Source organism: Aureibaculum algae, assembly GCF_006065315.1.
GTDB classification, from domain to species: Bacteria; Bacteroidota; Bacteroidia; order Flavobacteriales; family Flavobacteriaceae; genus Aureibaculum; species Aureibaculum algae.
The window spans coordinates 252,692-278,502 of the sequence record NZ_CP040749.1; the positions used below are offsets into that span (position 1 = coordinate 252,692).

The 25,811-nt window shown below is 32.5% G+C and carries 20 protein-coding genes; 12 read left to right on the forward strand and 8 right to left on the reverse strand.

From position 1 onward, the window contains the following. The 3 genes from FF125_RS22285 to FF125_RS01055 all read left to right on the forward strand — a co-directional run bounded on the left by FF125_RS22285 (position 1) and on the right by FF125_RS01055 (position 5,185). The gene (locus FF125_RS22285; RefSeq protein WP_394344120.1) at positions 1 to 1,416 is read left to right on the forward strand and encodes a nucleoside recognition domain-containing protein; all 1,416 of its coding nucleotides are present in this window, start codon (positions 1 to 3) and stop codon (positions 1,414 to 1,416) included. Between the two features lie 28 nt (positions 1,417 to 1,444). Next, a complete protein-coding gene (locus FF125_RS01050) occupies positions 1,445 to 4,606 on the forward strand; it encodes a UvrD-helicase domain-containing protein (protein ID WP_138948048.1) in 3,162 nt (1,053 codons plus the stop codon). A gap of 69 nt (positions 4,607 to 4,675) precedes the next feature. Continuing rightward, complete coding sequence (locus FF125_RS01055) at positions 4,676 to 5,185, forward strand: CvpA family protein (RefSeq protein WP_138948049.1); 510 nt, start codon at positions 4,676 to 4,678, stop codon at positions 5,183 to 5,185. Here FF125_RS01055 and FF125_RS01060 read toward each other — a convergent pair. From FF125_RS01060 to FF125_RS01080, 5 genes are all read right to left on the reverse strand, one after another. Then, positions 5,182 to 7,386 (reverse strand): PepSY domain-containing protein, encoded by a 2,205-nt coding sequence (locus tag FF125_RS01060; RefSeq protein WP_138948050.1) that lies wholly within the window; start codon positions 7,384 to 7,386, stop codon positions 5,182 to 5,184. The genes FF125_RS01055 and FF125_RS01060 overlap by 4 nt on opposite strands. Positions 7,387 to 7,393: 7 nt before the next feature. After that, positions 7,394 to 7,879, reverse strand: coding sequence for a DUF2271 domain-containing protein (locus FF125_RS01065; RefSeq protein WP_138948051.1), 486 nt, complete (start codon positions 7,877 to 7,879; stop codon positions 7,394 to 7,396). 80 nt (positions 7,880 to 7,959) lie between these two features. Continuing rightward, entirely contained in the window at positions 7,960 to 9,444 is a 1,485-nt protein-coding gene (locus tag FF125_RS01070; RefSeq protein ID WP_138948052.1) for an ankyrin repeat domain-containing protein, read from the reverse strand. Positions 9,445 to 9,501: 57 nt separating this feature from the next. After that, positions 9,502 to 10,773: a hypothetical protein gene (locus FF125_RS01075; RefSeq protein ID WP_138948053.1), complete on the reverse strand. Its 1,272-nt coding sequence runs from the start codon at positions 10,771 to 10,773 to the stop codon at positions 9,502 to 9,504. A 34-nt stretch (positions 10,774 to 10,807) separates the two neighbouring features. Continuing rightward, positions 10,808 to 13,147, reverse strand: a complete 2,340-nt coding sequence (locus tag FF125_RS01080; RefSeq protein WP_250629654.1) for a TonB-dependent receptor — start codon at positions 13,145 to 13,147, stop codon at positions 10,808 to 10,810. A 473-nt stretch (positions 13,148 to 13,620) separates the two neighbouring features. Between FF125_RS01080 and panB the strand changes: the two genes are divergently transcribed. The 9 genes from panB (at position 13,621) to FF125_RS01125 (ending at position 23,686) form a co-directional block, all read left to right on the forward strand. After that, positions 13,621 to 14,436, forward strand: a complete 816-nt coding sequence (panB, locus tag FF125_RS01085; RefSeq protein WP_117883933.1) for a 3-methyl-2-oxobutanoate hydroxymethyltransferase — start codon at positions 13,621 to 13,623, stop codon at positions 14,434 to 14,436. Between the two features lie 204 nt (positions 14,437 to 14,640). Beyond that, positions 14,641 to 15,645, forward strand: coding sequence for an AAA family ATPase (locus FF125_RS01090; protein WP_138948055.1), 1,005 nt, complete (start codon positions 14,641 to 14,643; stop codon positions 15,643 to 15,645). 103 nt (positions 15,646 to 15,748) lie between these two features. Next, a complete protein-coding gene (locus FF125_RS01095) occupies positions 15,749 to 16,618 on the forward strand; it encodes a DUF58 domain-containing protein (protein WP_117883989.1) in 870 nt (289 codons plus the stop codon). After that, positions 16,618 to 18,207: a hypothetical protein gene (locus tag FF125_RS01100; RefSeq protein ID WP_138948056.1), complete on the forward strand. Its 1,590-nt coding sequence runs from the start codon at positions 16,618 to 16,620 to the stop codon at positions 18,205 to 18,207. The genes FF125_RS01095 and FF125_RS01100 overlap by 1 nt, the downstream gene beginning before the upstream one ends. Continuing rightward, the gene (locus tag FF125_RS01105) at positions 18,191 to 19,195 is read left to right on the forward strand and encodes a vWA domain-containing protein (protein ID WP_138948057.1); all 1,005 of its coding nucleotides are present in this window, start codon (positions 18,191 to 18,193) and stop codon (positions 19,193 to 19,195) included. Before FF125_RS01100 ends, FF125_RS01105 begins: the two co-directional genes overlap by 17 nt. A gap of 37 nt (positions 19,196 to 19,232) precedes the next feature. Further along, positions 19,233 to 20,273: a vWA domain-containing protein gene (locus FF125_RS01110; RefSeq protein ID WP_138948058.1), complete on the forward strand. Its 1,041-nt coding sequence runs from the start codon at positions 19,233 to 19,235 to the stop codon at positions 20,271 to 20,273. 1 nt (position 20,274) lies between these two features. Then, complete coding sequence (locus FF125_RS01115; protein ID WP_250629655.1) at positions 20,275 to 21,099, forward strand: tetratricopeptide repeat protein; 825 nt, start codon at positions 20,275 to 20,277, stop codon at positions 21,097 to 21,099. A 67-nt stretch (positions 21,100 to 21,166) separates the two neighbouring features. Then, complete coding sequence (locus FF125_RS01120; protein ID WP_138948060.1) at positions 21,167 to 22,933, forward strand: BatD family protein; 1,767 nt, start codon at positions 21,167 to 21,169, stop codon at positions 22,931 to 22,933. Continuing rightward, complete coding sequence (locus FF125_RS01125; protein ID WP_138948061.1) at positions 22,934 to 23,686, forward strand: tetratricopeptide repeat protein; 753 nt, start codon at positions 22,934 to 22,936, stop codon at positions 23,684 to 23,686. Between the two features lie 18 nt (positions 23,687 to 23,704). Here the strand turns inward: FF125_RS01125 and FF125_RS01130 are convergent, their stop codons facing one another. From FF125_RS01130 to map, 3 genes are all read right to left on the reverse strand, one after another. Next, positions 23,705 to 24,472, reverse strand: a complete 768-nt coding sequence (locus FF125_RS01130; protein ID WP_138948062.1) for a class I SAM-dependent methyltransferase — start codon at positions 24,470 to 24,472, stop codon at positions 23,705 to 23,707. Between the two features lie 29 nt (positions 24,473 to 24,501). Then, on the reverse strand, positions 24,502 to 24,876 hold the full coding sequence (locus FF125_RS01135; protein ID WP_117883942.1) for a GxxExxY protein: 375 nt from the start codon (positions 24,874 to 24,876) through the stop codon (positions 24,502 to 24,504). A 69-nt stretch (positions 24,877 to 24,945) separates the two neighbouring features. After that, positions 24,946 to 25,758, reverse strand: coding sequence for a type I methionyl aminopeptidase (gene map, locus FF125_RS01140; protein WP_117883943.1), 813 nt, complete (start codon positions 25,756 to 25,758; stop codon positions 24,946 to 24,948). Positions 25,759 to 25,811: the final 53 nt, after the last annotated feature.

A 25,811-nucleotide genomic window follows, 5' to 3' on the forward strand; every position in this document is an offset into this window, starting at 1 on the left:
ATGAATAAAGACGAGATAGAAAATTTAATAACCTTATCTTCAGATTTACGCTGGAAAATCGGCGACGATTTTCACGATAGTTTAGCAGAAGGTATTTATGCTGATGCTTCTGAAATTTCAAATGCATCAGTAAGCAAAGATAATGAGAAGAAAAAGTTTCGTTTAGATGCGAAGATTGATAGAATTGTAACGAGTAAAACGTGGGGATTTCCAATCATGTTTTTAGTGTTGGCTTTGATATTATGGATTACAATTATAGGTGCTAATTACCCATCAGCTATGTTAGCTGATGTATTGTTAGATGTTGTTCATCCCTTTTTAAAAGGATTGGCAGCGAGTATAGGAATGCCGTGGTGGTTAGACGGATTTTTAATTGATGGTGTTTATTTAGCTGTTGCATGGGTTATTGCTGTAATGTTGCCGCCTATGGCTATCTTTTTTCCGTTATTTACATTGCTTGAAGATTTTGGATATTTACCCAGAGTAGCATTTAATATGGACTATTTGTTTAAAAAATCTGGAGCTCATGGTAAACAAGCATTAACGATGAGTATGGGTTTTGGCTGTAACGCTGCAGGGGTAGTAGCAACACGAATTATTGATAGTCCCAGAGAACGTTTGATCGCAATAATTACTAATAATTTTTCATTGTGTAATGGTCGTTGGCCTACTCAGATATTAATAGCTACAATTTTTATAGGTGCCGTAGTTCCTTCTTCACTTTCAACCGTAGCTTCTATGTCAGCCGTTATTGGAATTGCAATTTTAGGAATATTTTTTATGTTTTTAACATCTTGGGCTCTAACAAAAACGGTGTTAAAAGGAGAGGTTTCTACTTTTAATTTGGAATTACCACCTTATCGTCCTCCAAGAGTATTAAAAACAATTTATACTTCATTAATAGACAGAACTTTAATTGTTTTATGGAGAGCTATTGTTTTTGCGGCTCCGGCCGGTGCGGTAATATGGTTAATCTCAAATATTTATATAGGTAATGAAAGTATCGCCGCTTGGACTATAGATTCTTTAGATAGTTTTGGTTTTCTACTAGGTTTAAATGGAGTCATTTTATTGGCCTATATCGTAGCTATTCCAGCAAATGAAATTGTTATACCAACTATTTTAATGTTAACTGTTTTGGTTACTGGTGTTACAGGAGGTGAAGGTGCAGGAGTTATGTTTGAATTAGATTCAGTAAATGCCACAGGCGATTTATTACGATCAGGAGGTTGGACCTTACTTACAGCGGTTAATTTGATGTTATTTAGCTTGTTGCACAATCCGTGTAGTACAACTATTTATACCATATATAAAGAAACAAACAGTTTAAAATGGACAACCGTAGCCACAATTTTACCTGTAATTATGGGATTTGTAGTTACTTTTTTAGTTGCACAAATTTGGCGATTGTTTTGATATAATATACTTTTATAAAAAAATCGATTTGCAACCATCAACATTTCAAGTTTATAATGCATCCGCAGGAAGTGGTAAAACATTTACGCTTGTAAAGTCTTATGTAAAGATTTTATTAGAAACGGAAGAGACGTATCGTTTTCAACATATTTTAGCCGTAACCTTTACCAATAAAGCCGCGGCAGAAATGAAAACAAGGGTGATAGAAAATCTAAGAGCGTTTTCTAATCCTGATATTTTAAAAAATAAAACGGATCTTTTCAAGACCATAGAAGCTGATTTTTTAAAGGAAGGAATAATTGTAAATGATATTGCATTACATCAACGCTCCAAAAAAGTAGTAAATGCTATTCTTCAAAATTACTCTGCATTTAATATAACCACCATTGATAGTTTTACGCATCGGTTAATTCGAAGTTTTGCTCATGATTTGGGACTGTCGCTTAATTTTGATGTTGAAATGGATGCCAATTCGTTATTAGACGAGGCTGTAGATCAACTTATTTCTCAAATTGGTGAAGATGCTGAATTAACAACTATTTTAATCGATTTTGCTCTACAGAAAACTGATGATGATAAGTCGTGGGATATAACGCGAGAGCTAAAAGAAATTGCCAAAATATTATTGAATGAAAATGATAAAATACAGCTTGAAAAAATTCAAGAAAAACCAATAAAAGATTTTATTGACTTAAAAAATCAGTTATTAAAAGATCAAAAATTACTAGAAAACCAATTCAAGTCAATTGGTGAAGAAGGTATAAAGATTATTGAAAATTTGGGATTGAATTTCAATGACTTTTTTCGGTCAATGTTACCCAATCATTTTAAAAATATAGCTTACAATTTAGAAAAGGCCAAATTTTTTAGTGTAAATAGCTTAAGAGAAAAAGTAACGAATCAAGAGTTTTATGCAAAATCAAAATCGCCCGATATAAAAGCAGCCATTGATGGTGTAGCCTCTGAATTAAGCTCCTTGTATTTTGAGTCTGAAAAAATATATCAAGAATATATTTTAAAGCAACTTTTTCTTAAGAACTTAATACCACTTGCAGTATTAAGTCGTATTAACAAGACGTTAAACGAGATAAAAGAAGAAAAGAATATTCGCTTAAATGCCGAGTTTAATCAACTTATAAGTAAAAATTTACAAGATCAACCGGCACCTTATATTTACGAGCGTATTGGTGAAAAATTCAAGCATTATTTTATTGATGAAATGCAAGATACATCCTTGCTGCAATGGCATAATATTATTCCATTAATAAAAAACGCCTTGTCTCAAGAACATACCGGATTGCTTTTGGTGGGCGATACCAAACAGTCCATTTATCGTTGGCGAGGAAGTGAGCCAGAACAGTTCCTTAAATTGGCTCAAGAAGGAGATACTCATGCTCATAACCCTTTTCATATAAAAAAGGAGTTACGGTCTTTAGAAACGAATTATCGAAGTTATACGGAGGTTATTAATTTTAACAACAACTTTTTTCAATACATTTCTAATTATTTTAATGAAGTTGATTACAAGGATATTTACTTTAATGAGAATAAGCAGCAACAAACCAATAAAGTGGGCGGATATGTTTCACTATCTTTTGTTGAAAAAGGCTTAGTTGCTGACGAAAAGGGGTTGGCTTATGGAGAAAAAGTACTTCAGATTATAAAAAATGCAGCGGAAGATTTTCAATTAAATGAAATTTGTGTACTCACAAGAACAAAGAAACATGGCGTTGCTATTGCCAATTTTTTAACAGAAAATAATGTCGATATTATCAGTTCAGAAACGTTGTTATTACAGAATTCTGAAAAGGTTAATTATGTGATTGATGTATTAACATATCTTCAAAATAACAACGATAAAGAGGCGAAGTTTAACCTGCTCTATTTTTTATATAATCATTTAGGTGTGACTAGCGATAAGCACTTGTTTTTTAAAGAATTAATTGACTTATCTGTCGTTGAGTTATTTCAGTTTTTAAACGATTTTAAAATTGACTTTGATCCTAAAGAGATTGGACAATTACCACTTTATGAAAGTGTTGAATATATTTTAAGAAGCGTTAATTTTAATGAAACTTCTGATGCCTATTTACAATTCTTTTTAGATGAGGTATTAAAATATTCACTAAAAAAATCGACGGATACCCGAGCGTTTTTAGAATTTTGGAAAGATAAAAAAGATAAGCTCAGTATCGTAGTGCCTGAAGAAAAAAATGCCGTTCAGATTATGACCATTCATAAGTCTAAAGGACTGGAATTTCCAGTAGTTATTTTTCCTTTCGATTTAGATATTTATAGAGATATGGGGTCTAAAGGTTGGTATTCGATTGAAAACCCTGAGGACTTTAATAATTTTGAGACTTTATTGGTCAATCAGAGTAAATCGTTAGAGAATATTGGCGAACTAGGCCAGCAGTTGTATCAATCCTATCGAAATGAAAAGGAATTGGATAATATTAATTTGTTATATGTCACTTTTACAAGAGCAATTGAGCAATTATATATTATTGGAGAGCAAAAAACGTTAAAGGATAAACCTACTTCTTCTTCTCAATTTTTAATGGATTTCTTGGATAAAAAAGGCGAATGGAGTGAGACGAAAACGGAATATACTTTTGGAAATAAAGAAAGAGTTTCTGTTAAACCTGAGGACAAGAAAAACACGGTACAATTTAATCAATTAATGAGTACTTCTTGGCAATCGCATAACATTGCCATTGTGGCAAATTCTTCATTGTTATGGGATAGTGAGCGAGGTGAATCTATTAAATATGGTAATTTAATTCACGAATTGATGTCTCAGATAAAAACTGCAGATGATATTGAGGAGGTTATTGAAAAATATGTGAGTTTAGGGAATATTGTTGCGAGTGACAAGGAAACTATTAGTGGTTTAATCCATCAAATAGTATCACATCCAAGTTTAGAAAGTTATTACCAGCAGAACAATACCGTCTATAACGAACGTGAGATCTTTACAGAGTTAGGTGAGATTATCATACCAGATCGCTTGGTGATTGACGAAGATAATAATGCCACAATAATCGATTATAAAACAGGAAAACCAGAAAAAAAATACCATCATCAACTGAATAGTTATGCCAATGTTGTATTTCAATTGGGCTATACAGTTGCTAAGAAGATGTTGGTTTATATAGATGAAGATATCGCTGTAGAAGAGGTATTATAATTACGTGATTTTAAATTAAATTGTCCTATTAAATCTCAAACCGCTACTTTTGAGCTTTAAACCTAACCTATGAATACCTTAGATATAATATTAGCCGCCTTGTTACTTTTCGGATTGGTCCGTGGATTTATGAAAGGTTTTTTTGTAGAAGTTGCCGGATTAGCAGCTTTGGCATTAGGACTTTACGGAGCTATTCATTTTTCACATTTTGCATCTAGTTATATAGAGAGAAGTGTGGAATGGAATGACAAACATATTCAAATAGCTGCTTTTGCGGTGACTTTTTTGGTGATTATTATTTTAATTTCATTAGCGGGTAAGCTATTGACAAAAATTGCGGATGTTGCAGCGTTAGGTCTCTTTAATAAAATGATAGGAGGTTTGTTTGGTGCGGCCAAAATAGGATTAATTCTAAGTGTAGTTTTAGTGGTTTTTAGTAAATTAAATAGAACAATCCCATTTCTTACGGAGGAGCAAATAGAGGAATCAGAATTGTACGAACCTGTCAAAGGTATTGTGCCGTTAATTTTTCCGAATATAGTTCAGGAGGATGAGGAGGCTAATGAAGATGAAGTTTAATAACAATCCATCAGTACAGCACTTTTGTTTTGATAATAACTTAGTGATTTTTTTAGGTATTTTTTACAAATTTCGTCTAGCATATTGGTAACCTCTTTCTGCATAACAACAGATCCACAAATCATAACAACACCTTTATTTTTGAGAATTTCGGAAATCTTTTCACCGTCTTCTTTTAATACATGTTGTATATATAACTTCTCCTTTTGTTCTTGAGATAAAGCCAATCGTAGTGACACTAAGTTTCCTTTTTCTAGTTGTGCATCTATTTCCTTTTTATACAGATTAAAAGATTCCTTTTTCCGTCCACCCCAATAAAGATGTAAATCTGATTTTTTATTGTTTTCATGCATCATGCCTAAATAGGGGCCAATACCAGTTCCTGTAGCAATTAACACTACATTTTTTGCTTTTTTAGGAAGACGGAAGCCTTTATTTTTTACAATACTACATTCTATTTTATCGCCTATGTTAAGGTTATTTAAACGGTTAGAAATATATCCTTTGTCATGCAATTTTACGCTAATTAAAATGGTGTTTCCATCTGATTTCCCAATAGAATAAAGACGTTCTCTATGGTCTTTATCACTTACAATTGATAATAAATCACCAGATTTGAACCTTACTTTACCCAAGGTAACCTTTAGCTGAATCAAAAATGTGTTATCAGATTGTTCATCTGCTTTCGTGTTTTTGGTGACTTCAAATGTGTAGGTTTTTCGTTTCTTTTTATTAATAACAGTACTTGGTAAGCGAATATCTAAATTTTCCTTGTCTTTCCATTGCAGTAACCATTGGTTAAAAGATTCTAATGACTGATTGTTAATAGTAAAAACATTATCCAATCGGTTACTGTTAGCATGTTGTTGTAACATATCATCAACATCATACGCAAATTGACAAAAATCAGGATAAGCCAACGAGCCAAAACCTACAACGGAGTAATCAAAGGGCTTACCTTGTTGATGTGTTTGTAATAATGCATTGAATTTTTTTGCATTTGTAGGAGCTTCTCCTTTACCATAAGTAGCCGTCATCACAACTAATTGTTGCATGTTTTTGTAACTTTTGTAGCTGTTTAATTCTGCTAAGAACGACTTTTTTCCAAGTCTTATTAATTCTGAATGAAGGGCATTTGCAAAATGAAATGTATTTCCATTTTCGGAACCGATAAGGATTACATATTCACAAGCATCTTTTTTAAAGCGATTTTTAATTCGCGACTTTCTGCGTTGCAAGGCAATGCTAAAACCAGAATACATGAAAAAAAGAATCCCTATACAGGCAAGTAGTAAAATAATACTCCAGAGAATGCTGGCTTGTCCAGTATGTAATATCAGGCTGTAATAAGAAATTAATGCGGTAAAGGGATAGTTAAACTCGCTAACAATAGTACCGTTAAATTGATTAACCAATACTTCTTTGTTCTTTAATTGCAGTAAAAAATAACTGTCTGGAAATTCTGCAAAAGGGAATTCTATTTTGCGAACATCAGATAATTTGGTGTTGTTAAATATTTCAAATTGCGACAATGTTAATAACGACTCTTCTGCAAAAAGGGTGTCTTCTTGATGAACTATTTTTGATTTTGGAATAATAGCAAACTGCTCTAATGAAAGATAAACACCGCTTATGGTGATAATGAGTATGGGAATTAACAACCATCTTCCAAATAGGGTATGATAATACGGATTGAATTTTTCTTTTACAATTGGCCTAAAAAAGCCACGAAAGCCTCCTTGCTTTTTAAAGATTAGGAAAATTCCTGTTATGCTAATTAAAAAAAGTAATAAAGAGGTCAGTCCAATAAAAAAACGCCCAATACTTTTTAAAAATAACGAACGATGTAGGTTGGTTGCAAATTGAAATATGGAATTTGTTTCAGTAGGTTTTCCTAAATTCTCTCCAGTTTTAGGGTTAATGTAGAAGATTTCGTTATTGCCTTCTCCATCTATAATTGATGCGGTAACCCAATCATTTTTATCAATTTCTAAAGAGATAATTTCAGTATAATTTTCACGAAGTGTAGTTGCTATTTCAGCAACGGTAATCTCGTTTAAATTATTAGTTGTGTAAGGTTGTACACGATTTGAAATAGGCTCAAAAGCTAATATAATTCCAGTTATGGAAGCGAGTAAGATAAAAATAGAAGAAGATACAGCCAAAACAAGATGACTGTACCTCCAAACTGATAATGTCATAATGAGCTTATTTCTGTGGTAACATACGGATATATCTTATATAGCCTGTACCGTCTACTTTACTTTTTACACTTTCTGAAGTCAATTCAAAAGTTACGTCATCTGCAACATATTTTTGATCTTCAACAGCGGTTTCAAAACGAATTTTATATCCTTTATTTAATTTGTCATCATCAATTTTAATGACTTTAATGGTACGTTCTCCACCACTAATTGTGGCTCCAGTAATTGCATCGATAGTATTGGTTGTGTTTTCAAAATATTTCCACCAATTTGTTAAATCGTGATACCACTCATTATCATCTCCAATTACATTTAAAGTTTCTACGTAATTGCCCTTAGCATCCAATAATGAAACGGCAATATAAGCTCCTTCACCATCGTAATTAATAAGCTGAATCATGCATTTGTAAGAGGTGCTTTTGGCTACTGGACTGAAAGCAGCAAGCGTTAGTACCGTTACGATGCTTAAAATAAATAATTTTAATTTCATGTGTTTATATTTATTGCCTGCCACGATGGCAAGCGTGGTTTTTTAATGGATCTCAAAGTAGCTCCGAGATTATTCACAATTTATAACTTTAAAAATTCAATACTGTTTTTATCTAAAAGCTCGTTTTCTAGTGCCAAATCATATGAAGATTCTTCAAAGTCTGTTAAAATGCTTGTTTTGGCTCCTAACGCTATTAAATGTTTGATTATTTCTACATTTTTGGCGGTCATTATCGCTCTGTGCAAAGGGGTAAGTCCATCATTGTTCTTAGCATTAATATCCAGTTTATGCTTAGCAATTTTATCTAAAATAGACGTGCTGTTTTTAATTGCGGCTAAATGATACAGGTTGTTGCCTTGTTTTTGAATATGGGTAAAATTCAGCTGTTTTTTTGTAAGTAAATCCCACTTTTGGTTAAAAGATTTTTCATTACGTTTTGAATAAGAATCTACTAAGTAGAATGCTAGATTATTTCCATTTTCGTCAATAATATTTATAGCTGCTCCGTTGTTGATTAAAAATTCAACCACTTCAAATGAATTTTGTCTTACCGCATTAGTCAGTGCTGTTTTGCCAAATTCATTTTTTGCATTTATATGTTCAGATTTGTCAACAAAATATTTTACTATTGCCAAGTCATTGCTATAAGCAGCATTCATTAATGGTGTATTACCTTCATTATCTGCCTTTGTTATTGGTATACCGTTTTCAGAAAAATAGTCAAAAATAGCTACCTCTTTATTTTTGTAGGCTAGATAATGCATTGGGTTTACACCTTGCTTATCAGAAATATTTGCTTCAATTCCTAGCCCTTTTAAATACTTGAAAAATTCTAAACTATTGCCACTGCCACGACCTCCAATGGAAGCTATTAAAATAGCATTACTACCATCTGAATTAGTGTCCTTATACGAAATACCTTTTTTAATCAATTGCTCAATAATTTCTTTGTTTCCAGTTTTTGCGGCATAATCAATAGCATTATGTCCTAGTTTGTCTTTACTATTTAAGTCTAATCCTTTATTTGTAAAATAGTCTAACTCTTTTAAGTTCTTGGCTTTACCAATCAGCTGATGTAATGCGTTGGCACCTTTTGGATTGGTTTCATTTAGGGTGGCACCGTTAGCTAAAAGCAAGTTGTAAAGTTCAGGATTCGTTTGTCCACCTCCAGCTGCGAAAAGTAAAACAGTACTTCCTTTATCATCAAGGATGTCCGTTTTTGCTCCATTGCTGATAAGGTGTTTCATTACAGGTAAATTCCCTTTTAAACCTGCCCAAAACAAATAGGTACGACCGTCATGAGTAATCTTGTTAACATCGTTACCATCATAGCTTAATAGATGTTTAATAACATCATCAGATGCATTGGCTAAAATGGCATTTACAGTAGCATCAAAGTTACTTGAGCTTAATGCTACGGCATCATTACCTTCTTTTACTTTTTGTACTACATCAGCAATTGTGGTCGTTGGTTTCCAGAAGTCGCGACTCCAAAAAATATTAGTTTGTTGTGCTGTAATAGTACTGGTAATAACTAATAATATTATTGTAAAATATTTTTTCATAAGTTAAGATTAAATATACTGCCCGATAATTAAATCGGGCAGTAAAGATATGAGAATTTAATACACTCCAAGGTAGAATGAGTCTGCACCATTATCAAGTTCGGCTCCTATTGTAAAGCCATCTGGTGATGTGCTTTGTGGATCGAACATATAGATGTTACCTGATTCTCCAAGGGGAGCAATGGCCATATAGAAATTACCATCTTTCCCTAAAACACCAGATTGGTAATACCACATCCATAAATTATTAGGAAGATTTAACTTCACGGCAGTTTTGTTGTATAGGTCGACTCTAGCAACACCCCAAGGCGTAGTATCGTCACTTCCACTTCCTATTGTAGCATCGTAATATGGAGCATACCCTATTCCGTTACCTACATAGTACCAGCCATTAGCACCAACGTTAGTCATACTCAAAGCAGTTGATAAATCTAATTCATAAGAGTTATCATAAGCTCCATTTTTTATTTTAATAATTTTAGCAGGTTCTGCTGTTAAATGATAAATATCTCTCAATTCATCAGTATGGTAAACAGGGGCACGGTAGCCGTATGTAGAGCCTTGAGCTACTTCAGATTCTAATAAAGTTGGATTTTCTAAAGATGGATAATCAACTACTAATGTTGTGGCTTTATAATCAGTTGTGTTAATATTTTCATCAGTATTTGGGTCATAACCTCTCTTGGCAACACCATAGTATGCCTTACCACCTTGGATAGTAGGATTGTCTATTCTCCAAATATGTAAGCCATCTTCCGTTTGAGGAATAATAACTTCTGACTTTTCTGCCAATGATAAATCAGCTAATTCAATACGTTGTAAAACGGCAGTTGCATCAGTACGCGTATAGATATCATCTACATAAATGTGCTCAGTGTTTATAGTATGGACAAGGGCATCATCAGCATTAAGTACTTTCCATCTCGGATATGCCGTACCCATTGCAATTTGTACATTGGTTTCTTCTAGTTGCACATAATTAGAACCTCCTTTTATTTCATATTTGTATAAAAATCCACCTCCATAACTTAGGTTATATAAATATTTCCCAGATGGTGATCCGTAAATTCTTGCTGTACGAACAGAAGGAACCTCAAAACCTTCTCCATCAAATGAAATGCTTCCATTTGATATATCCGTGAAGGCTTGTGCATAAGTACCAGAATTTCCTTCTGAACTTACTCCAAAAGCTACATTGTAATATTCCTGATTCCCTACCGGAATAGGTTCTTCTGGGTCGTCACTTGAGTCACAGCTTGTAAATAGTGCCCCTATTAAGGTTGCTGATAATAGCAATGATTTGCTTATTGATATTAAATTTGTTTTCATAATAATAGAAATAATTTGTGTTGATTTATTTGGTTTAAAATATGGGTCTATAGGTTAATTTAATGTAAAAAGACCGACCAGGTTTTTGCATTGCCCAGTTGTCAAAAACTTGTTCGTCTGTAATATTTTTAGCATTAAAACTTAGGGTGATTTTATTATTTGGTGCTGTATATGAAGCTCCAAAGTCATGTATCGCTTGTGTTGGTATATAGGCTTTTCCTGTACTGGCATAACTCTCCCAGTTTCTGAAAAATTCATGCGTATATCCGAAATTATAATTGACCGAAAATTTAGAGTTCTCTTTAAATAATTTACTGAACTTGTATTCTATATAAGTATTAGAAGTGAGGTAAGGTGTATTTCGCAATCGATCGCCATAATGGCCGTATTTGGAACCATTTTCATCATATCTTAAATTGTAACGGGCATTAAAGTTGGAAAAATTAGTCGCTACAAAAAAACGATTATCGTAATTGTATTTTAGTTCTGCATCAAAACCTGAACTCTTAACTTTTCCAAGATTTTCATAACCGTAGGTATCCGATATACTATTGCTTATTCCTCTAATAATTAGATCGCTAATGTCTCTAATAAAATAGTTAGCTTCTAAGTTAAAACTATGTTTGTTTAGAATGTAAGTGCCTAAAAGAAAGCCCAAATTAAAATTATTACTGTTTTCTGGTAGTAAGTCATAAGTTGGTTCTATTCCTCCACTTGTATTACCTAAAAGTTCTGAGTCACCAGGCATACGCACTGCCTTTTCTGCAGAGGTTAACAACGTTATTTTTGGTGAAACAGCATAAGATAGAGCAAGTCCATAACCATTAAAGTCAATATCATTTTCATTTATCAACGATTTAATCTCGTTGTCTTCTCTAATACGATCTAAAAGTTTAACATGTTGTTTGTAATATTTATAAAATAGATTTGCTTTTAGTTTTTCATCTAGAAAATTACTTTCATAAGTAACACTAGCTATTTGTTTCGTAAGATAGCGGGTATCAGATAAGTCTTGGATTGATTGTGGTCGTAAAGGATCGTTAACATCTCTCGTAAATCGGTTGAAGAAGTAATGCACCCCGATTTTATGTTGTGGATGGAATTGATATGAAATATTTGTTCTATTAGCAACATTTACTTCTTTATTATTCTCTAGAGTCGCATCTCCAGCTTCTCCGCCATTACTTTGCCAATTGATAGGATTACCTTCATCATCCCTAATTATGTCACCCAGCCAATTGTACATTACAGACATGGTATCTATAACCATTCTATTTGTGTGCGAAAAGGAAGTGAATGTATTTGCAGACAAGCCTTTAAATAGGATGTCGTTTTTACTATATTTTAGAGAAGCCATTTTGCTGTCGAGTTTGCTTCTTCTATTTCCATAAACAATATCCATAGTTGGCCCAGTCTGTATGTCGTTATCCATATCAGAAATCATTAAACCAAGTGTAATTTCATCGGCCCAATTTTTTGAAGTATAACCAATATTGGCTTTTAGACCTTTAGATTTATAAGCATCATGGAAACGTTCTGCTCTTACATATTCAACTTTTCCAGTGTTGGGGTCAATAACATATACATTATCTCCCCAAACTTCATAATTATTATCTGTACTGTTGTAAAATGTCGAAACGTCAACATTGAAATTGGTTTCTGGGTTTCTGTACCCCGCATCGATATTGACTTGATGCGTGTTAAAAGAGCCAAAAGAATAGGAAGCAGTTAAATGAGTGCCAATATTTTTTTTAAGAACGATATTGATACCTCCTCCCAAGGCATCTTCAGATAACGCTGCGGGTAAAACACCTTTGTAGGTCTCAATCCTTTCAATCATAGCCGGTGGTATACTTGATAATGAAAAAGATTCGCCATAATTTCTAATTGGAATTCCATCAATAAAAATTCTGACAGAATTGCCTGTAAGTCCGTTAAGGTTAAAATGGGTGTGCGAACCTAATCCACCTGACTGTCGAATTTTAACTCCTGACGTGCGATTTAAAAGTTCAGTAGATTGTAAATTTTGAATTGCCATTTCTTGCGTATTTACAACATCTATAGCATAACCTTTCTCTTTAATAAGTTTTCCCTTCGATTTGCTAACCACCATAACATCGTCTAGGGCAATTCCTTGATCATTTTTTAGAACAACCGATAAGTGGTCAGATTTTTTACTAAGATCTACTTTAATTGTGATGCCTTCAGTCTCAAAAGTTTTTATAAATACGGAGTAAATGCCAGCAGGTACATCAGAAAAAATAAAGTTTCCATTTTCGTCAGTGTAAGTACTTTTATTTAGCTTTTTAATATAAACCAATGCCATTTCTACTGGCGAACCATTTTTGTAACTCACTTTACCGGATAAGCTCATTAGGTTATCATTCTTAGTGGAATAGCAAAAGCTGTTCATACTGAAGCAAAAAGATAAAAATAATAGAGGTAGCGTCTTCAATTCTTATTTAGATTAATTACAAATAAGATGCAAATATATAAATATTTCTTATTTAGACTCATTAAAGATAAGAAAATTTATATTTTTTTTAATTCGTCACGGTTTTTTTAAAACTCTATATTTCATAAGGGTTAAAGGCTGATGTTGTTGTTTTGTGAAGTGTTACTAAAATGATTTAAGTACGATATTAAAAAGTGAATTATTTGATGAGAACAAAATGTATGCGTAAGAATTATGAAAAATAGATTGTCTAAATGTCCTTTAGATTTAATCTTTAACTAAAAGTCCAGTCATTATATAGTTTTTAACTATTTTTGAAATCAGAAAAAATATAATCGGTCTTTTGAGTTATAGACTTTGGTCTGTAGTCAAAAGACTTTTAGCTACATAATATGTCAACAGCAAAAAAAGAATATAAAAGAGTTACTACTAAATCTTTAGTAGAAATGAAGCGTAACAATCGTAAAATTGCTATGCTAACGGCCTATGATTATACCATGGCAAAAATTATCGATAACGCAGGTATAGATATTATTTTGGTTGGAGATTCTGCCTCTAATGTAATGGCAGGTCACGAAACCACATTGCCTATTACTTTAGACCAAATGATTTATCATGCTTCTTCTGTAATAAGAGCCATTGAAAGATGTTTAGTAGTAGTAGATTTACCTTTTGGAAGTTATCAAGGTAATTCGAGAAATGCCTTAGATAGTGCGATTAGAATAATGAAAGAATCTGGAGCACATTCTATAAAAATGGAAGGTGGAGAAGAAATTGCTGAATCTATAAAAAGAATTTTATCTGCTGGTATCCCTGTAATGGGACATTTAGGATTAACGCCACAATCCATTTATAAATTTGGATCTTATACGGTTAGAGCCAAAAAAGATACTGAGGCTGAGAAGTTAAAAAAAGATGCATTATTATTAGAAGATTTAGGTTGCTTTGCAGTTGTATTAGAAAAAGTTCCTGCTAAATTGGCTGAAGAAGTTGCTAAAAGTCTAACCATACCTGTAATTGGAATCGGTGCTGGAAACGTTGATGGTCAGGTGCTTGTTACGCATGATATGCTTGGTATGACTCATGAATTTAGTCCGCGGTTTTTACGTAGATATTTAGATTTATATAATGAAATGGATGGTGCTTTTAAAAAATATATAACCGATGTGAAAAGCGGTGATTTTCCAAATGATGATGAGCAGTATTAATGCTTTATTTTTTATATAGGGGTAATATTTACAATAGTTTTGAAGAAAATTTTAACATTTAAGGTAAAATCCCCTTAAAAAATTCCCAATTTCTTTTGAACCCCCTTATTTTAACCAAATTTTAACAACATAACCTTCTCTTAAACGCTAAGTTTGCTATCGGTAAAATTAGTGTAGAAAATAAGTATTAATTTTAATTAAAGTATGGAAGAACAATACCCAACGGTTGATATTAGAGCTATCAACGAAAAAATTGAAAAAGAAAGTGCTTTTGTTGATTTGCTAACACTAGAAATGAAGAAAGTAATTGTTGGCCAAAAGCATATGGTTGAAAGATTACTTATAGGTTTGTTAGGAAATGGACATATATTGTTAGAAGGTGTGCCGGGTTTGGCAAAAACATTAGCTATTAATACATTATCTAAGGCGGTAAAAGGCTCTTTTAGTAGAGTTCAGTTTACCCCAGATTTGTTACCTGCAGATGTTGTTGGTACAATGATTTATAACATGAAAGATAATGACTTCGCTATTAAGAAAGGTCCTATTTTCGCAAATTTTGTATTAGCAGATGAGATTAATAGAGCTCCCGCCAAAGTGCAGTCAGCTTTATTAGAAGCAATGCAAGAACATCAAGTTACCATTGGAGAAACTACGTTTAAGTTGCCAGAGCCATTTTTAGTAATGGCTACTCAAAATCCTATAGAGCAAGAAGGAACCTATCCGTTGCCAGAAGCTCAAGTTGACCGTTTTATGCTAAAAACGGTTATTGATTATCCTAAACTAGCCGAAGAACAATTGATTATGCGTAATAGTCTAAAAGGTAGTTATGAGAAAGTAAATCCCGTTGTAAGTCTTGAAGAAATTTTATCTGCTCGTGAAGCAGTTAAAGAGGTTTATATGGATGAGAAAATTGAAAAATATATTTTAGATATTGTCTTTGCAACCCGTTCTCCTGAAGACTACAGATTACCAGATTTAAAACAATTAATTAGTTTCGGAGCCTCTCCAAGGGGTAGTATTAATTTGGCTATGGCATCAAAATGTTATGCCTTTATTAAACGAAGAGGCTATGTGATTCCTGAAGATGTAAGAGCCGTTGTACATGATGTATTACGCCACAGAGTAGGGATTACCTATGAAGCAGAAGCCGAAAACATTACCTCTGTTGATATTATCAACAAAATTGTAAACGAAGTAGAAGTACCTTAAAAATTAGTTGGCATTATTCAGTGTTCAGTATATAGTAACCTATTTTTTAAATTGACGTTCTATATAAACTGCCAACTGCGACTGCCATCTGTTGACTGAAAAAGTGGATACAAAAGAAATACTTAAAAAAGTTCGAAAGATTGAGATTAAGACAAAAAGGTTGTCTGATCATATATTTTCAGGAGAATATCATAGCTCCTTTAAAGGGAGAGGTATGACTTTTTCTGAGGTGCGTCAATATCAATTTGGAGATGATATTCGTTCCATAGATTGGAATGTAACAGCACGGTATCACGAACCTTTTATTAAAGTTTTTGAAGAAGAACGTGAGTTGACTATGGTATTAATGGTTGATGTAAGTGGATCTGAATATTTTGGAACAACAGAACAATTTAAGCGAGAAACCATTACCGAAATTAGTGCAACATTAGCCTTCTCGGCAATTCAAAATAATGATAAAGTTGGATTGTTATTGTTTTCTGATGATATAGAGTTGTTTATTCCACCCAAAAAGGGAAAAACACACGTTTTAAGAATTATTAGAGAACTGATAGAGTTTCAGCCGAAAAGTAAAAAAACAAACATCGCTCAGGCCTTACGTTATTTATCGAATGTGATGAAGAAAAAAGCCATTGTTTTCATTTTATCTGATTTTATTGATGATGACTATGATAATGCTTTAAAAATCGTAGCAAGAAAACATGACGTAACGGGTATAAGACTTTACGATAGGTATGAAAAAGAATTACCATCGTTAGGTATGGTGCCAATGATTGATGCAGAAAGTGGTAAAACAGTCTTAGTAAATACTTCTTCTAAGAAAGTAAGAAATAGTTATAAGGCAAATTACCTAAAAATGGTAGATCAGTTTGAAAATACTTTTAAAAGAAGTGGTGCCGGGGTTATTAATACACGGATTGATGAAAGTTATGTAAAAAAATTATTAGGATATTTTAAACGTAAAGGAGCTTAGTGAAAAAGATTAATAAAATATTCAACACAAAATTCCCTCAATTGAAAGGGGCGAGTGGTGCGTTTTTGTCACAACAACATTTGTTTGTGAAAAAAACTATGTTGTTGCTGGTTGTGATGTTTAGCTTATCCTCATATTCTCAAACAGAACCTGAGGTGTCTGTAAAAGTAGATACTACGATTATAAGAATTGGAGAGCAAATAAACTATCAAATTACAGTAGATAATATTGATACAGGGGTAACCTTTCCTGAATTAAGATTAGATCCTGCTGGTAAAATTGAAATAGTAGAAGATTTAAATATCGATACATTAAAAAATCGATTGGTAAGAAAATATTTACTGACTAGTTTTGATAGTGGAAGCTATACGATTCCGCAGCAAAAAATTACGGTTTGGAGTCAAGAGTATTTAACGGACTCTGTTGTTGTAGATGTATCAACGGTTGCTGTTGATACGCTGAAACAAAGTATGTTTCCGATTAAATCTGTTCAAAATGAACCTTATACTTTTGATGATTTTAAAAGTTATTTATGGTGGATTTTAGGAGGTTTAGCTCTAATCGCATTAATTCTATATTTTGTATTTAGAAAGAAAGAAACGGAAGAAGAGCTTGAAGCTAAAATACCACCTTATCAACTTGCTTTAAAACGCTTGAAAGAATTAGATGATAAGCAGTTGTGGCAGAAAAATAAAATAAAACAATATTACGTTGAGTTGACAGAAATTGTCAGGTTGTATATAGAACGTGAATTGAAAATACCAGCATTAGAATCAACAACTAATGAATTGATGGAAACCATTATGGATTTTAATAGTTCAAGTTCTTTGAATATTCCGTCAGATACCATCAATAAATTACAAAGCTTACTGAAAGATGCAGATTTAGTGAAATTTGCCAAATATGTACCCTTGTCAAATGAGATTGAATTGCATCGAAATACCACTAGTAAAATAATTGAAGATATAAAAACTACGAAACCTGAAATAGTTGTAAATAAACCTAAATGTTCAATTACGAACGGAGATGCAACGGAAACAGTTACGTTGTACAGATGGGTTTATCATATTTTTTATTATGGTTTACAGAGAGTTGATGTTAAATTATCTCCGGTGGGTAAAGAATTGCATTTAAGACGTCAGAGTTATTTTTGGAAAATAATAAATGAGTACGGCAGAATATTTAGTAAAATCCCTTTTCTAAATGGCTTATTAATTCTGGCTTGGATTATTTGGACATCACCAATATTGTTATTGGTGGTTATCATTGAAACAATTTTTACAGGTAGATTTTTAGATCGTGGTATGGTTTTCTTAAAGAAGAAAGGTGTAGTTACCAAATCAACAAATAGCCAAAAAATAAAAGATAAAATAGATTTTATTAAAAACGATGAGAATTTTAACAAGAGTTATAAACTAAGAAAAAGGTTCACTAGGGTCTTAATTATTTTATCATTCTTATTCCCATTTATATACTTTGGGAGTATCTATATAAAGAACACTTATTTTAGAAGTGAAAATGAAAAGCGTATTGAAAATATAATTGATAAAGTTAAAAAATCGATAGAAGAAGATGAAGCTGTGGAATAACTTAGAACTGACAAATCCAGAATTTCTGTGGCTATTTTTATTAATACCATTGATTGCCATTTGGTACTATGTTGTGCGTAAGAAAGACAAAGCAACATTAACCATTTCAAGCACAAAAGGATTTGAAGGATCGTCGGTATTGGCAAAATTAAAACCGCTATTAAATGTGCTGCGGTTGTTGGCTTTATCGGCCTTAATATTAGCAATGACCAGACCTAGAAATGTTGAGGTGAGTAAAAAAACTAAAACAACTAGTGGTATTGACATTGTTATGGCAATTGATATTTCAGCAAGTATGTTGGCGAGAGATTTACGACCAAACCGATTGGAAGCATTAAAAGTTGTAGCTAAAGATTTTGTTAGTCAACGTCCGAATGATCGTATTGGTATTGTAGTTTATGCTGGTGAAAGTTTTACACAAACACCTATTACCAGTGACAAACGTATTGTTATGAATACCATAAGTAGATTAAAATGGGGCGATTTAGATGGAGGTACAGCCATTGGCATGGGATTGGGCTCTGCAGTTAATCGATTAAAAGATAGTAAAGCGAAAAGCAAGGTTATAATTCTATTAACAGATGGTGTAAATAATTCAGGATTTATTGATCCTAAAACAGCAACAGAGTTGGCCAAAGAGTTAGAAATTAAAGTGTATACCATTGGTATTGGAACTAACGGAAGAGCAGAATTTCCTGTGGCAAGAGACATTAATGGACGTTTAATTTTTAAGATGCAACCCGTCGAGATTGATGAACCATTATTAAAGTTTATAGCGAATGAAACAGAAGGTAAATATTTTAGAGCCACTGATAATGAAAAATTGGCATCAATTTATGATGAAATCAACAAATTAGAAAAAACAGAAGTAGAAGAGTTCAAATATTATAATTATCAAGAAAGGTATCGTCCACTAGTATTATTAGCTGGCTTTCTGATTTTATTTGAAATGTTATTAAGGAATACAATATTTAAAAGTTTTATTTAAAAAATCCCTTCCCTTTGGGAAGGTTAGAATAGCATAAATGTATCAATTAGAAGAAAAGACATATTTTTATTATTTCGCTGCAGTAGCTGTGCTTTTCGTGGTGTATTTGTTAGTTTCTTTATGGAAAAAACAAAAACAGAAAGCGTTTGCTGATAGTGGCTTATTAGAAAAATTGAGTCCTGAAATATCTCCGTTTAAGTCTTTTTTTAAAATGTTAATGGTAGCCTTGGCATTATCTTTTTTAATAATAGCATTGGTAAACCCTAAAATGGGAACCAAGCTTAAAACAATTAAAAGAGAAGGTGTTGATGTCGTTTTTGCTTTAGATGTTTCTAAAAGTATGTTGGCTGAAGATGTTGCACCCAATAGATTAGAAAAGGCGAAGCAAATCATATCAAGAATTATTGACAAGTTAGGGAGTGATAGAGTGGGAATAATAATTTATGCAGGGAATGCATATCCATTATTACCAATTACTACCGACCAAGCTGCAGCAAAAATGTTTTTGCAAAACGCAGATCCAGATATGGTATCATCACAAGGTACGGCAATTAACGAAGCCCTAAAATTGGGCAAAATTTATTTTGATGATGATGAACAGACCAACAGGTATTTGTTTTTAATTTCTGATGGAGAAGACCATGATGAAAATGTTAGTTATATAGCAGATGAGGCAACCAAAGAAGGTATTAAGATTTTTACCATAGGTGTTGGTAATGCAGATGGTGGACCTATACCTATTAAGAGAAATGGAACATTGGTTGGATATAAAAAAGATAGAGCGGGTGAAGTGGTTATAACGCGAATGAATGACCAGACCTTGAAAAAAATTGCAACTGATGGTGATGGTGAATATTTGTATGGAGATAACACAACTAAAACTGTAGATTATATTAATGATTTATTGTTAAAAGCAGATAAAAAAGAATTTGAAACAAAGCAATTTTCTGATTTTAAAGATCAATTTCAATGGTTTATTGGCTTGGGAATTTTATTCTTAATATTTGATGCTTTAATGTTCAATAAAAAGACGAAATGGATTCAGAAATTGAATTTGTTTAATGAAAAAAAAGAATAGTATGAAGAAGTTTTTAATCATATTTCTACTTATCAATACTACTTTAATTTTTGCACAAAAAAAAGAGCAAAAACGGAAAGTGGAGATAGATGAAAAGGAAATTGTACGAACAGGAAATGACTTTTATGACCAAGAAAACTATGTTGAAGCGGAAGCTAATTATAGAAAGGCATTGAAGAAAAATCCTAATTATGAAAAGGCAAATTATAACCTAGGTAACGCTATCTATCAACAAAATAAGTTCAAGGAAGCGTTGCCAATGTACGAATTGGTTTCAAAAACATCTGAAGATAAATTAACGAAAGCGGAAGCATTCCATAATATGGGAAATGTTAAGCTAAAGGAAAAAAAGTATGCCGAAGCTATTGAAGCATATAAAAATGCATTAAGAAACAGTTCTAAAGATGATGAAACACGTTATAATTTAGCCTTAGCACAAAAATTATTGAAAAAGGAGCAAAACCAAAAGGAAGATAATAAAGATAATAAGGATAAGGATAAAAAAGAGAACGACAAGAACGAGGATAAGGATAAAGACAATAAGGATAATAAAGACAAGGACGATAAAAATAAAGACAAGGATAAAGACAAGGACAAAAAGGGAGATAACAAGGACGAAAATAAAGATCAGAATAAAGATAAAAAAGATGATAAGGGCGATAAGGACAAGGATCAAAAACAGCCGAAACCAAACCCTAGCCAATTATCTCCTCAGCAAGTAAAACAGCTGTTAGAAGCCATGAACAATGAAGAGAATAAAACCCAGAAAAAGGTAAATACGAAAAAGGCTAAAGGGAAAAAAGTGAAACAAGAAAAAGATTGGTAGTAAGTGAGTTAAAATCACAGCTACAATCTATGTTAGATATAATGAAAACCATAATTGAAAAGAGTTAATGTTTAAAAACATTCACATAATAGCGATACTTCTATTTTTGAGTCCATCTGTTTGGGCTCAAGAAATGTCATTTAAAGCCTCTGTCAGTAAGGACAGATTAGGCGTAAATGAACGTTTGCGTATTACGTTTACTATCAATAAGCAAGGTGGAGATAATTTTACGCCACCTAATTTTAAAGATTTTACGGTACTTGCTGGTCCAATGCAGGCCACAAACTTTTTTGAATTTAATGGGCAAAAAGCATTTGAAATGGCGTATTCTTATACGTTGCAGCCTAAAAGGAAAGGTGTTATTACTATTCCATCCGCTAGTATTGAATTAAATGGGAAAACCATAAAAAGTAATACGGTAAAAATTACGGTTACTAACGCTGTTGAGATACCAAAAGATCCTAATGATCCCAAATATATTGCCTCACAAAACATACATTTAATTGCCGAAGTTTCTAATTCAAACCCCTATGTTGGTGAGAGTATTTCAGTAGTTTATAAAATTTATGTCGATGTAAGTAAAGTCAATGTTAGAAATTATAGAGAAACGGGTTCCCCGTCTTTTAATGGTTTTTGGAATCAGAACATTGATGTTAAACAATCCAATGGACAGGAAGGTACATTTCAAGGAAAAACACATAGATATGCCGTTTTAAGAAAAGTCGTTTTGATACCACAAAAATCAGGTAAATTAACGATTAGCCCTTTAGAAATGGAAGTAGGAGCTGGAGTACCTATTGGTAGACGAAGTTTACTAGGAAACATGATTACCAGAAATGTTAATTTTACAGCCACAACGGGTGAACGTACCATAGAGGTAAAACCATTACCATTAGCTAATAAGCCAATAGATTTTACAGGTGCTGTAGGTGATTATGACTTTACAGTAACGACTAATAAAAATGAACTTAAAGCAAATGAAGCAGCACAAATAAAAGTTCAAGTCTCGGGTAAAGGGAATTTAAAAATGGTTGAATTACCTAAAATTGAAACACCAACTGGATTAGAGAAATACGAGCCAGAGCATAAAGAAAATATAAGAACTGCCATAAGCGGATTTTCTGGAAGTGTTTATGATCAATACACGGTGGTACCTCAGTTTAGAGGGAAATATAAAATTCCTTCAACCACCTTTTCCTATTTCAGTTTAAAAGATAAAACGTATAAGACAATCACTTCTGATGCCATAATTATTAATGCACCCGAAGGAAAAACGCGAGCAGATGAAAATGCTGTTACATCTACAAAGAAAAACGTAATTTCCAATGCCAAGGATATCCGATTTATAAGTACAAATGCCACTATGGTATCTCATGAAGACTCTGAAGACTTTTTTAAATCAGATCTGTTTTATTTATTATTGATCTTGCCCTTACTATCAATTCCTTTTGGAATATTTATTGGGATGAAAAAGCAAAAAAGAGATAGTGATATTATAGGTAATAAAAGACGTAAGGCAGATAAATTGGCCAAAAAATTCTTATCTCAAGCCAAAAAACAATTAGGTCATAAAGAGCAGTTTTATGAAGCGTTAGAAAAGGCCTTACATAATTATCTAAAAGCAAAGTTACAAGTTGAAACAGCTGACATTAGTAAAGATAAAATTAAGGAAATACTAAGTGAGCGTAAAGTTGATAATGATACTATAAGTGAGTTTATTAGCGTGTTTGATAGTTGTGATTATGCACGTTATACGCCAACTACAAACGTAATGATGAAGCAAGAGTATGAAGCAGCAAGAAAAGTAATTGTAAAAATAGATAAGCAACTATAGATGAAAAGAATTATTTTATTCATATTGTTATTATCATCAATTGGAGTCTTTGCGACCCAAGCAGATAGCCTTTTCGTAAAAGCAAATAAATTGTATCAAAGTGAAAAATACAATGAGGCTTTAGAGGTGTATAAGCAGATAGAAAAACATAATATAAATTCTGATGATTTATTATATAATATGGCGAATACCTATTATAAAATGAATAAAATTGCTCCTGCTATTTATTATTATGAAAAAGTGTTGCAACAGAGTCCAAATTATACAGATGCTGCTTTTAATTTATCTTTTGCTAAACGCATGGCTATAGATAATATAGAGCCTTTACCAAAGACTTTATTGCAAAAGTTAAATCAATCGGTTGTTATGAGATTTACTTATAACACATGGGCTTGGTTAGCCATCGGCTTATCGTTTCTATTTGCCCTGTTATTTCTATTGTATCATTTTTCATATAGTACAGGTAGTAAACGATTGTACTTTATAACAAGCTTTGCAAGTGCATTTTTAGCCTTGTTAATGATTGCCTTTGCTTTCCAAAATTACAAGCATGCAAAAGCCAACACGGAAGCTATAGTTTTTGCTCAACAAACAGAAGTCAAAACTGCACCCACAGCATCTAGTGAAGTTAGTTTTGAACTACACGAAGGTACTAAAGTAAAGGTGTTGGAAAGTTTAGATAACTGGAAAAAAATTAAAATTGCTGACGGTAAAATTGGCTGGATCTTATCAGATGATATTAAGGAATTGTAAAAGTCTAATATTTAATATCTATTTAGTGCAAACGGGTAAAATTTCACCTTTCATCAATCTGTATTTATCCATTTCAGCTTCAGATAATTTTTGCGAATAATTAACTTCGTTAACCTTAAAACCAACAGCTCTTAAACGATCAAAATAATCACTTCCATAAACACGCACATGATCATATTGTCCAAAATGTTTGGCACGTTCTTCGGGTGAAGTTATGGTAAAATCTTCATAAGTTGTTGCTCTTGAATAATCTTGTGGAATTTGAAAGATTCCCATGCCTCCCGGTTTTAAAACTCTGTAAAGTTCTTGCATCGCCTTTTTATCGTCTATAATATGTTCTAAGACGTGGTTACAGAAAATCATGTCAAAACTATTATCTTCAAAGGGAAGGTCGCAAATATCAGCTTTAACGTCTACTATTGGCGAATAGAGGTCAGCCGTAATGAGTTCAATATGTTTTAATTTTCTAAATCTTTTTAAAAAGCACTGTTCTGGTGCCATATGTAAAACTTTTTTAGGTTTTGAATCCTCAAAAAAGTTCGTCTCATTTTGTAAGTATAACCATAGTAATCTGTGACGTTCTAAAGACAATGTGCTTGGTGATAATACATTTGGACGTTGTGTACCATAACCATAAGGTAGAAATTTTCTAAAACGCTTACCGTCAATAGGGTCCGTGTATTTTGATCCTTTTAAGTACAGGGCAAAGACGGGACTAACCCAATAACTTGCTTTTATTAAAAAAGGACGAGGAATGGTATTTAATATGTATTTAAAAAAAGACACGAATTTCACTAATTTTCACTAATTAAATATTAAAGTATAACTCTTTTATAGTTTAAACTATCTTCTCCAAAATTAACTAATAATCCAAGATTAATTTTTGTAGCTGCTAAATAGTTCAATGTTTGTTTTAGATGACTACCTGTTAAACTTTCAATTGCTTTTATTTCAACAATAATCTTATCATCAATTATAAAATCAGCAATGTAGTAATGAGGTAATGTGACACCTTTATAAACAATTTTAAATCTTTTTTCTCTAGAATAGTTAATGTTATTTTTCTTGAATTCAATTTCCAACGAATCACCATAAATAATTTCACTAAACCCTTTACCTAACTCCTTATGAACTTCCATACATAGACCTATTATTTTATAAGATTCTTCTTTAAATAATAGTTTGGTCATAATTTTGTTTGGAAACTAGTTTACTAAATTTTGTGAAAATGATTTCAAATTTTTGTTTTTTCGAGATAATTAGTGGAATTCGTGTCTAAATTCATCCTCTTCATTACTTTTAATTCCTAAAGCCTCGTAAACATATTTAAAAGTAGAAAGAAGCTCAGGTTTGCCATCAACGATAGCAACATCATGCTCAAAATGAGCTGAAGGTTGACCATCTTGTGTTAGAATTGTCCAACCATCTTTTAGCTGTTTAATTTTATGTGTACCCATATTGACCATTGGTTCAATGGCAACGGTCATACCTTCTTTAAATTTCTTTCCTCTACCACGTTTACCATAGTTTGGCATTTCAGGGCCTTCATGCATTTTTTTACCAAGTCCATGACCAACGAGTTCACGTACAATACCGTAGCCGTGGTTTTCACAATATTCTTGTATGGCAAAACCAACATCGCCAACACGATTACCCGCTTTAAATTCACGAATACCGATGTATAAACTTTCTTTTGTAACCTTTAAGAGTTTTTTGGTAGCCTCATCAACTTCACCAACTTCAAAAGTATAGGCATGGTCACCATAAAATTCATTTTTTAAGGCACCGCAATCTATAGAGATAATATCACCTTCTTTCAAAGGTTCTTTTGTTGGAAATCCATGAACAACCTGTGCGTTAGGACTCATACATAACGTGTTTGGAAAATCATATAGGCCTAAAAACCCGGGTATAGCACCATGGTCTCTAATAAATTCTTCAGCTAGTTTATCTAATTGTAATGTTGAAACACCTGGCTTAACTTCTTTGGCTAACATGCCTAGTGTTTTAGAAACGATTAATGCACTTTCTCGCATCAATTCAATTTCTTCTCTAGTTTTTATTTTAATCATTATATACGTGTAAAGTGCAAAGGTAAATTAAATATTAGAATGAAAAAAAATCG